The sequence below is a fragment of the Nitrospirota bacterium genome (genome assembly GCA_016212185.1).
Lineage (GTDB): Bacteria > Nitrospirota > Thermodesulfovibrionia > UBA6902 > DSMQ01 > JACRGX01.
Map to the genome: position 1 here is coordinate 1 of JACRGX010000032.1, position 10,238 is coordinate 10,238.

9 protein-coding genes are annotated in these 10,238 nt (G+C 43.1%); 5 read left to right on the top strand and 4 right to left on the bottom strand.

The window, feature by feature from the left end; translation table 11 throughout:
* A partial coding sequence (locus tag HZA10_03680; GenBank protein MBI5195404.1) for a molybdopterin molybdotransferase MoeA occupies window positions 1-774 on the top strand: 774 nt, incomplete at its 5' end.
* 148 nt (window positions 775-922) lie between these two features.
* On the opposite strand, the gene tilS is transcribed toward HZA10_03680, so the two are convergent.
* Window positions 923-2,389, bottom strand: a complete 1,467-nt coding sequence (tilS, locus tag HZA10_03685) for a tRNA lysidine(34) synthetase TilS (GenBank protein MBI5195405.1) — start codon at window positions 2,387-2,389, stop codon at window positions 923-925.
* Window positions 2,390-2,485: 96 nt separating this feature from the next.
* Here tilS and lysA point away from each other — a divergent pair, with 96 nt between their 5' ends.
* The 4 genes from lysA to dapB all read left to right on the top strand — a co-directional run bounded on the left by lysA (window position 2,486) and on the right by dapB (window position 5,726).
* Window positions 2,486-3,745, top strand: a complete 1,260-nt coding sequence (gene lysA / locus HZA10_03690) for a diaminopimelate decarboxylase (GenBank protein ID MBI5195406.1) — start codon at window positions 2,486-2,488, stop codon at window positions 3,743-3,745.
* Window positions 3,746-3,747: 2 nt separating this feature from the next.
* Window positions 3,748-4,614: a diaminopimelate epimerase gene (locus HZA10_03695; GenBank protein MBI5195407.1), complete on the top strand. Its 867-nt coding sequence runs from the start codon at window positions 3,748-3,750 to the stop codon at window positions 4,612-4,614.
* A 121-nt stretch (window positions 4,615-4,735) separates the two neighbouring features.
* Window positions 4,736-4,930 carry a DNA gyrase inhibitor YacG gene (locus tag HZA10_03700; GenBank protein ID MBI5195408.1) on the top strand — a complete coding sequence of 65 codons (195 nt, stop codon included), beginning with the start codon at window positions 4,736-4,738 and terminating at the stop codon, window positions 4,928-4,930.
* The gene (gene dapB / locus HZA10_03705; protein ID MBI5195409.1) at window positions 4,923-5,726 is read left to right on the top strand and encodes a 4-hydroxy-tetrahydrodipicolinate reductase; all 804 of its coding nucleotides are present in this window, start codon (window positions 4,923-4,925) and stop codon (window positions 5,724-5,726) included. Before HZA10_03700 ends, dapB begins: the two co-directional genes overlap by 8 nt.
* A gap of 37 nt (window positions 5,727-5,763) precedes the next feature.
* Here dapB and HZA10_03710 read toward each other — a convergent pair whose 3' ends face one another.
* From HZA10_03710 to HZA10_03720, 3 genes are all read right to left on the bottom strand, one after another.
* Window positions 5,764-6,786, bottom strand: a complete 1,023-nt coding sequence (locus HZA10_03710) for a response regulator (GenBank protein ID MBI5195410.1) — start codon at window positions 6,784-6,786, stop codon at window positions 5,764-5,766.
* Entirely contained in the window at window positions 6,786-8,861 is a 2,076-nt protein-coding gene (locus HZA10_03715; GenBank protein ID MBI5195411.1) for a GAF domain-containing protein, read from the bottom strand. Before HZA10_03715 ends, HZA10_03710 begins: the two co-directional genes overlap by 1 nt.
* Window positions 8,862-8,888: 27 nt before the next feature.
* Window positions 8,889-10,238: hypothetical protein (locus HZA10_03720; GenBank protein MBI5195412.1), on the bottom strand; the 1,350-nt coding region annotated here is incomplete at its 5' end.

Genomic DNA, 10,238 nt, shown 5'->3' on the forward strand with positions numbered 1-10,238 from the left:
GAACTGGTCATACAAAAAGGAACTCTGCTTAAGGCGGCGCACACAGGAATGCTCGCGGCTTTGGGCATCACAAAGACAGCGGTTACAAGAAAACCGAGGATTGCTGTTTTAGCCACAGGAGATGAATTGGTTGACGCGGACGAGGAGGCCCCGCAGGGGAAGGTCCGCACCTCCAACACTTATGCTTTATACAGCCAGATTTTAAGCTACGGCGGGATTCCCGTAAACATAGGGATTGCCAGAGATGAACCGGAAGATCTCAGGGAAAAAATTGAATCTGCGCTGGTATGTGATTTGATACTCACATCAGGCGGCGTCTCTATGGGAGACTACGACCTTGTAAAAGATGTGTTGACAAAAATGGGCGCAGACATAAAATTCTGGAAGATTGCAATGCGTCCCGGCAAACCGATTCTATTCAGCACGCTGGGAGAAAGACCAGTATTCGGGCTTCCAGGAAATCCTGTTTCAAGCATGGTCGGATTTGAACTTTTCGTACGGCCTGCAATACTAAAAATGCTGGGGCAGACCTCAGACGACAGACAGGAAGCAGATGCCTTTCTTGAAGAAGACATAGAAAAGAAAAAGGGCTTGAGATATTTTCTGAGGGCGCGGACACGATGGGAAAATGGCGGTTACCTTACAAAGACCACAGGCCCGCAGGGCTCCGGCATATTAAAATCAATGATGCTTGCCAACAGCTTTATTATCCTGCCTGAAGAGGAAGAATTCATAAAAAAAGGCACAAAGGTGCGGGTACGGTTTTTAAACTGATGGTACAGAACATGCCTAAAAACTCAGAATTTGTCATTCCCCGACTTGATCGGGGAATCCATGAGTTATTTTAAATACTGGATCCCCCGGTCAAGCCGGAGGATGACGTTCGTTGAGGAGCACCTGTTTATATATTTTTTAAATTGCCCTATTCCAATGTTCCCTGCAATGGTATCACCTTCACAACCAAAAACTTTTTCGTGTCTTCTTTAGCGCTGAACCTCTCGTCTGCTCTGTGTCCCACAACCCAGATGATGTCTTTTCCTGAGATGAGGACCGGAACGGCATCCCTTTCATCACGAGGAATCTTACTGTCAACAAAGAAATCCTGAAGTTTCCTCTTTTTCCCAAATCCTGCAGGATAAAAATAGTCGCCGTTTCCCCTGGCCCGCACTTCAAGCGGAATCTGTAGTTTATCAAAATCAAAAACAGCAGAAGACCTGCCGTCAGATAATTCATCTTGAATTTTTTCCTGCATCTGCGCCTTGAGGACAATTCCGGCTTGTTTCAATTCCAAATTCCCGGGAACCGCAAAGGTGCAATGCGGCAATTTCATGCCGGTATTTTTTGATGTAAAAACAAGTGTTGAATATCCCTTAATAACCCTTATCCCCCTCGGAAGATAAATCCTGTCTCCTGACCTGCCTTTTTTGACAAGCCGGATAACATCTTCTATATGGATAAAGTCAATCTCCCTTAACCCTTCCACAGAATCAACCGCCCTTCTAAACACCCTCCTGAGCAGCGCTTTATCAATGTTCTCAAGGGGTGAAAGAAAAAGTTCAATTGAATCTCCGCCCTTTCTGCTTATAAGTTTCATCAATGTTTTAGTGACAATAAGTTCAAGATACTCATCTTCTTCCCTGATAATATCAGCAGTCCTGACGGCGCTTCGGACAAACTCAGGGCTTTGCTTTTTAAGCTCAAGCATGATTGTAAGCCTCAGCCGGTTTCTGAAATAATCTTTTTTACGGTTTGAGGAATCAACCATAAACGGCAGTGAAGAGTTAAAAGTGAAAAGTGAAGAGTTCTGGAATAAAAATTCTTCTATCTCACTCCTCTCAATTTCAATCAGCGGTCTGATTATCAGTATATTTTTATTAACTCTTAACTTTTCACTTTTAACTTCTAACTGTAGTTTCCTCACAGGCGGTATGCCGGAAAGCCCCCTTTGCCCTGAGCCCCTGAGCAGTCTCATTAAAAATGTCTCAGCCTGATCATCAGCATTATGTCCGAGGGCAATCTTTGAGGCAGTTATCTCATGCAAAAGTTCTCCAAATACCCGATACCTTAACTCCCTTGCAGCATTCTGTATGTTTAATTTCCCCTCTTTGGCATATCCTCTTACATCAATTTTTTTTAGATGAAATTCCACCCCGAGCGTGCCGCAAAGCGTCCTGCAGAACGACTCCTCACCAGCCGTTTCATCAGGCCTTAAGCCGTGGTCCACATAGACCGCACTGAGCCCGAGGTTGAAATCCTTTTGTAATTTGCCTAAAATAACCGTAAGGCATACAGAATCTGCGCCTCCGGAAAGACCGATAAGGACATGGTCGCCTTCTGAAAGCATTGAATATCTGTCAATTGTCTCTTTTGCCTTTTTTAAAAATTCCATAGTTTTCACTGTTCACTGTTGTTAATTATAACAATCTTTTGACTTTTAGTACTCTCTATGTTAAAAAATCATAAACAATGAAAGGGCTTTGGCAGAATGCACGACTTTACTTATAAAAACTCAGAGCTTTATGCAGAGGGCGTTCCTATCAGGAAGATTGTGGAAAAGGTGGGAACTCCGACTTACATTTACAGCCGCAGCACCCTCATCAGGCATTACAGGGCTTACAGGGAAGCCTTTGACGGTTATCCGCATATTATTTGTTTTGCGCTTAAAGCCAATCCAAATGCTTCAATATTAAAAATCCTCTCAAAAGAGGGCGGCGGCGCGGATGTCGTCTCCGGAGGAGAGCTTTTCATCACAAAGAAAGCGGGCATTCTCCCTGAAAAAATAGTGTATGCAGGGGTTGGAAAAACCGGAGAGGAGATCGCATTCGCACTCAAGTCGCGGATTCTCATGTTTAATGTTGAGTCCGCAGAGGAGTTGAAGGCTATAAACAGGATTGCCGGGAAGCTGAAAGTAAAGGCGCCGGTAGCATTAAGGGTTAATCCTGATATTGACAGCAGGACGCATCCTTATATTTCAACAGGGCTTAAAAAACATAAATTCGGCATTCCGTTGGACGAGGCGCTTGAGCACTACAAGATTGCAGATAAACTGCCGAATATAAAAGTTTTAGGCATACATAAGCACATCGGTTCGCAGATACTAAAGACCGCTCCTTTTGTTGATGCTCTGAAGAAAGTGCTCTCATTTGCAAACACTTTAAAGTCATGCGGCATAGGCATTAAATATCTGGATATCGGCGGCGGGCTCGGAATACCCTACAACAACGGAGAAGCGCCGCCTCATCCTAAAGACCTCGCAAAAGCAATTCTGCCGCTTCTTAAGACATACCCGTTTACGCTTGTTATTGAACCGGGGAGGTCAATAGTCGGAAACGCAGGGATTCTCGTAACAAAGGTCCTTTACCCTAAAAAAGGCTTTGACAGGGAATTCATTATTGTTGATGCGGGCATGAACGACCTCCTAAGACCCAGTATTTATAATGCTTACCATGAAATACTGCCGGTAGTAAAAAAGAATACCGCAAAGATCTTCGCAGACATCGTCGGTCCTATATGCGAATCAGGGGACTTTCTGGCTAAGGACAGGAAGATACGCCGTCCCCGGCAGGATGACCTCCTTGCCGTCATGAGCGCCGGCGCATACGGATTTTCCATGAGTTCAAATTATAATGCCCGACCAAGGGCGGCAGAGGTGCTGGTTAAGGGAAAGGAATTTTTTATTATTCGCAAAAGGGAAACATATAAAGACCTTCTCCATGGAGAGAAAGTGCCGGGGTTTTTAAAATGAAACTGCAATTTACAAAGATGCATGCGCTGGGCAATGACTTCATTGTCATTGACAACAGGAAATTAAAGCTAAAAAACCTCTCCCTGCTTTCAAAAAAACTCTGCCATAGAAAATTCGGCATAGGAGCTGACCAGCTTTTAGCGTTGTGTAATTCAAAAAAGGCAGACTTTAAAATGCGCATATTCAACCCGGACGGCGGAGAAGCCGAGATGTGCGGCAACGGCATCCGTTGTCTTGCGAAATATGTATGGGACAGAAAAATCTCAAATCTCAAATCTCAAATCTCAAATCTGTCTATAGAAACCCTTGCGGGCTTAATACATCTTGAGAAAAAAGGCGGTCTTATAAAAGTTGACGTGGGAGAGCCTGTTTTTGAACCTGAGAAAATACCGGTAAGACTAGGTAAGGCTGAAGCAGCCTTCATAATTCAACCTTCTAACAGTTTGTCACACATAATAAACTACCCCCTGCGAGTTGATGACAGAAAATTCAAAATCACCTGCGTCTCAATGGGCAATCCGCATGCAGTAATTGTTGTAAATGACATTGCATCGTTTCCGGTTAGCCTGTACGGTCCTGTGATTGAAAAACACGGCATATTCCCGAAAAAGACAAATGTTGAAATCATTCAGATACTCAACCGTAAAAATATTAAGATGCGGGTCTGGGAAAGAGGCGCTGGAGAGACCATGGCCTGCGGCACAGGCGCATCAGCCTCTGCAGTCGCCTCAGCGCTGCTCGGGCTCAGCAACAGAAAGGTAACTGTTCACCTCCTCGGAGGAAAACTTATAATTGAATGGGCCAAAAACAATCATGTGTACATGACAGGCCCTGCCGTGACGGTTTTTGACGGAGAGATTGAGGTATAAACAGCAAATATCAAAGGCCAAAATCTAAATGACAAATTAATTTCAAATGACTAAATGTCTGAATTTTTGAAGTTTGGATTTAGGATTTTATTTGACATTTGAATTTTGGAATTTAGAATTTATGAAAATAAAGTGTCCTGTATGCAAAAAAGAATCTGAGTGGGAAGGCAATCCCTTCAGACCCTTTTGTTCTGAACGGTGCAAACTCATTGACCTCGGGGCCTGGGCGTCAGAGGAATATAAAATTGACGGAAGGCTTGAAGACGAATTAGATAAAATTTTATCTGAACCGGAAAAGGAGAAAGACCATGATTAATATAACTGTGGTAGGCGCGGCAGGGAAAATGGGGGGCCGCATCATTGCACTTTCAAAAGATTACGCAGATATAAAACTCATCGGCGCCGTTGAGCGCAGCGGGCATAAAAACATCGGGCAGGACATCGGGGAGATAGTGGGCCTTGGCAAAACAGGCATAAGCCTTGCTGATAATATCAAAAAGGTGGCAGGGGAAACCGGCGTGTGTATAGATTTTTCAAGTCCTGAGTCAACATCTTCAAATCTAAAAGCCCTTCATGACAGCCCGGTTCCCCTGGTCATAGGCACAACAGGGCTTCCAAAGGAAATTATTGAGGATATTAAATCATATGCAAAAAAAGCTCCGTGTGTTTTTGCCCCAAATATGAGCGTGGGAGTAAACCTTCTGTTAAAAGTCCTCGGGGATATTGCGCAGGTTCTCGGAGATGATTACGACATTGAGATAGTTGAGGCGCACCACAGGCTGAAAAAAGATGCGCCTTCAGGAACTGCAATGAAAATGGCTCAGGTCCTTGCAGAGTCTCTCTACAGGAATCTGGACGAAGTCGCCGTTTATGCAAGAAAAGGGCTGACAGGTGAACGCACAAAAAAGGAAATCGGGATACAGACCATACGCGCCGGCGACATAGTCGGAGAACATACCGTATTTTTCGGAGGGCTTGGAGAAAGGATTGAAATCACTCACAAGGCCTCCAGCAGGGATACCTTTGCAAGAGGCGCGCTTAAGGCCGCGCTCTGGGTCTCAAAACAAAAACCCGGACTGTACGATATGCAGGACGTCCTCGGCCTGAAATAACAAGCAAACATCAAGCCTCGGGTTTGATGTTTGCTTGTTATTTTTCCAGTATCTTCCGCTTGAATATCAAATCTACAATAAACGGGTCAAACTGACTTTCGGCGCCGTTCTTAAGTTCCTGCATTATGCTGCCCATCAGGAGCCTGTTCCTGTATGGCCTGTCATGCTTCATTGCATCTATCGCATCCGCTATAGAAATAATCCTTACCGGCAGGGGTATCTCCTCTCCTCTGAAACCCTCGGGATAACCGGAGCCGTCATATGCCTCATGGTGATATAGAATTATCTGTGATGTTTTTTCAAGGAAAGGCACGGCGCTGACAATCCTGGCGCCAATCTCAGGGTGTTTTCTAAGCTCAGCAAGTTCCTCTGCCGTCAGAGCGCCTTTCTTCCTGAGAATTGCCTCATCAACGCCTATTTTCCCGATATCATGAATAAGGGCCGCCTGACTTAATTCATCCCGTATGTCTTTTGGCATACCAAGCGACTCAGCTATTAAAGAAGACAGCCTTGAAACATTTTCCGAATGGTCCGAGGTGTAATGGTCTTTTGCGTCAATGGCAAGTATCAAGGCTTTTACCGTACCGTCATAGCACATTATAATGTTTTCCCTTGCCTTTGCTATCTGCTCCTCCAAATATTTATTCTTATCCAGCAGGCTGTCGCGCTCTACCCTTACTGTTTCATGCGCCCGCTTTTTATGAAGCCCCCTCTCCACAACATTTAGAACATCCGTTTTATCAAAAGGCTTTATAAGATAATCAAGGGCGCCAAGGCGCACCGCGCTTCTTGCCGATTCAATACTGGCATAAGCAGTCAGCAGAACAACTTCGGTTGCAGGATAGTTTTTCTTGAGCTCCTTTAATACAGTTATTCCGTCCATATCCGGCATCTTTACATCAAGCACCACCAGATCTGCAGGAGTATGCGCCATAAAATTAAGGCCTTCGGCGCCTCCGGCGGCTGTAAATACTGTGTACCTGTCCTTTAAGACCTGCTGAATGGAGTATCTCGGTATCAATTCGTCATCAATAACAAGAATTCGCTCTTTGCTGTCCATTAATTATCTCCCCCTTTATAGGTTATAGACCTTGAGCCGTTCAACTCTTCAACCCTGTCAATGACAGGTAATCTGATTACAAAGGAGTTAGCTCCCTGCCCGCTTTTTAAATCAAGGCTTCCATTATGTTCTTCAATAATTTTGCGGCTGATCGGGATATTCAGCTCACTGCCGAGGTTGTCAATATTTACAAGCGGCTTTAACATATCCTGCCTTTCCTTATCGGAAAGCTCCACGCCGTTATATCTTATTAATATCTCCGCATATGCCCCGTCGTCTGACATGTTATTTGCACCGAGGTAAATAAAGGCGCCTTTGGGTGTTAAATCAATTGCGTTAAAAATCAGGTAGCAGATGGCCTTTGCAAGAAGCTTTCTGTCGGCATGGACAAATACTTTTATGTCAAAATTCTGTTTTGAAAATTTGTGTGATTCGGGCAGTGTTTTTTTGATATAATCAGCAGATTCGTCAATAATAGAATTCAGATTTTCTTTATTAAGGTTATACTCGGGCTTGCTTGAAAATATCACAAGTTTATCAATAAGGCTGTCCAGTTTATGGATTGCCTGAAATACTGCGGTTGTATAAAAATTATTCAGCTCTTCATCCTTATATTTGTCGTGCAGAAGCTGTGTATAGGTATAAATGGATGTCATGGGATTTCTGACTTCATGGGCAATCTTTGCCATAAGGTCGTTCATTGTTTCAAGCCTCTCCACCCTTCTTTTCTGCTCTTCAAGCCCTTTAAAGTCGGACAAGTCGCTGAAAACAATGCCGGCGCCGGCAGGGCTTTGACCTTCATCAAGCAGCCTATAACTGTTTATCCCAATAGGCAGTTTCTTCTCAAGAATCTCGGCCTCATAACGTCTATAAGTCGTGCCTGTCGTCATTGTTTCATAAAGCAGGTCGCCTAAAGGAGAAGGCAGGCTTCTTAAATCGCAGCCTATCATCTCTGCGGGGTTCATATCTAAAATCACGCCCGCCTGCTGGTTGAAGACAGTAATCTTCTCATCTTTATCAATGGCAATCACACCGCTTGTCATGCTGGAAAGAATATTTTTTGTAAATTCCTTCTGATACCGTATCTGATGATATAAATCTATATCCTTCACCGCAGCAGCAAGGTAATTGCAGAGAACATATATTATCTCAAGCTCTTCCCTGTAAAATGGCTCTTCAGTAATTTTATTATCTATATTAAAAATGCCTATCAGCTTCCCTTTGTGCAGCAGCGGGAAGGAAAATGAACACTGCAGGAGTTCCATTTCTTTATTTATATTTACAGAGGCCGTGTCTCCGGGGCTTAAAGGCTTGTGCCTTATCCTGCCGGTTCTGGCAAGCCATATTACAAGCGCGCTGTCTTTTTTTAATCTGAGATTATCGGCAATGTAGGGGTCAAGCCCATAGTGAGTCTTAATATAAAAACCGTCCTTGTCTTTAAGCATGACTGACATTTTGCTTACATGAATAATCTCTGCAACTGAATCCATAAAATGATTGAAGAGCTTTCTCATGTCAAAACTTACAGTCAGCATTTTGGCAAAATTAACCAAGGCCTTTTTCTGCAGTGATTTCCCTTCGCCGAAGCCGTCTTTAAGCGGAAATCCTTCAAACCTCATCTGCCTGTACCCCGGCTGCTGTCCTGCATACAAACCATCTTCATTATCTGCCTCAGATACAATAAAATTATCTTTTGAAGGTTTAAGCAGGGTCATTAAATTCTTCAACCTCTGTTTATCAAGCGCCCGCTCTGTTACAGCTAAAAGTTCTGCGCGGACCTCTTGTATATGAACGCAATCAAAAATTCCCGGCGGCAGATTTCCGATGGCAAACCTGTCAAGTTTCTCAGGTGTGATAAGTATGACCGTATCATTATCCATCTTCCCAAGCAGGTCTCCAAGATGGGACAGCCGGTGCGAACCAGAATCTATCAGCAGAAGGTTAATCGGGATATTCGTATGCAGGTCTTCAAATTCCTCCTGTGTCTTAAGCGGGTATACCGTATATTTTTTCAGCGCCGTTTTGACCTCGGGAATAATATCATCCCTGTTTGTAAGCAGTGCCAGAAGTTCCATGTCTCCTCTCTTTTTACTACCCCGTTTTTACTTGCCGTGATTTTGCATGGGGAGTATCAGCGTAAAAGTCGTCCCCTCTTTTAATTTGCTCTCAACAGATATCCATCCGTTGTGATTCTCAATAATTTTCTTGGTTATAGCAAGCCCCAGTCCCACACCAATCGTCTTTGTAGAAAAAAAAGGCTCAAACATCCTCGGCATATTCTCAGGTGATATTCCCTCACCGTTGTCTGTCACAGATATGCTGACATTTTCCTTGTTCAGATAAATACCTACTTTTAATATCCCGGTTCGGTCATTAGGAATAGCCTGGCAGCCGTTAGAGATTATATTAATCAGCGCCTGTCTTAATTTGCTTTCATCGCCTAATATATTAATTTTAACTTTTTTGTAATTTTTTTCAAAGCTAATATTTTTCTTCTCAAGTTCAAGGGTGGTTTTTACTTCATTAAGAGTCCTGTCTACAACATCTGTTATGTTTAAACTGCTCACGCCCATAAACATCCTGTCCGAGGAATAATCCAGAAGGTCTGTAATAAGCCTGTCTATCCGGTGCACGCTGCTTACAACAATTTTTGAAAAATTTTCCCTAAAATCCACATCTGTATATTTTTCAGGTATTAACTGGGCAAAAGTTTTTATTGAAGTCAGCGGATTTTTTATCTCATGCGCAAAACTTGCCGACATCATGCCTATTGAGGCAAGCCTTTCTGCGCGGACTTTTTCAGAATACAGCCGCGCGGTTTTAATGGCAATTGCCGTCTGGTAAGAAATGGTTTTTAGCAAATTAATATCTTCATCAGTAAATGTATCACCGGATATTTTTCCACCGAGAATCAGCAAAAGAGACAGTTTATTATCAATAAAAACCGGGACTACAGCTTCGCCGTGGAAAACTCCAAGCTCTTTTTTGATTAGTTCAATTGTTTTCATACCAAAAAGTTTTTCATATCCCGGAAGTTCATCCTTAATCAGAATCTCATCTGATGACTTAAGGAATTTAATAACCCCGGTATATTCACTTATCTTAATTTCTTCTTCCCTGACAGGTTCATCCTTTCTTCTGCTTTTATCCTTTTTTAAAGACATCTCATAAACAACCTCATAAGCGCCTTCGGGTTCCGCAGCAAGCAGATAAACGCTCTTTAACCCCATTACTTCATAGATTACATTGCCGCTAAACTGAAAAATCTTTTTCAGCTCAAACATTGAGGCAAGAGTAGAGCTTACCTGCTGTATGATTGCATAGTAATCGTATGATTTTTTGTAAAAAACTTTGTCTATCAGAATCTGAATTTTATTTCTGAGGGGGTTAAAAAGAATTGCTATCAGAATAGCGCTAAAGATGCTGATTGCAAAAGAACTCACATGGGCAAA

What these genes read in the sequence shown, in the direction of transcription:
- tilS (MBI5195405.1), bottom strand. Translation starts at nt 2,389, where the DNA reads ATGGAATTTTTAAAAAAGGCAAAAGAGACAATTGACAGATATTCAATG.
- lysA (MBI5195406.1), top strand. Translation starts at nt 2,486, where the DNA reads ATGCACGACTTTACTTATAAAAACTCAGAGCTTTATGCAGAGGGCGTT.
- HZA10_03700 (MBI5195408.1), top strand. Translation starts at nt 4,736, where the DNA reads ATGAAAATAAAGTGTCCTGTATGCAAAAAAGAATCTGAGTGGGAAGGC.
- dapB (MBI5195409.1), top strand. Translation starts at nt 4,923, where the DNA reads ATGATTAATATAACTGTGGTAGGCGCGGCAGGGAAAATGGGGGGCCGC.
- HZA10_03710 (MBI5195410.1), bottom strand. Translation starts at nt 6,786, where the DNA reads ATGGACAGCAAAGAGCGAATTCTTGTTATTGATGACGAATTGATACCG.
- HZA10_03715 (MBI5195411.1), bottom strand. Translation starts at nt 8,861, where the DNA reads ATGGAACTTCTGGCACTGCTTACAAACAGGGATGATATTATTCCCGAG.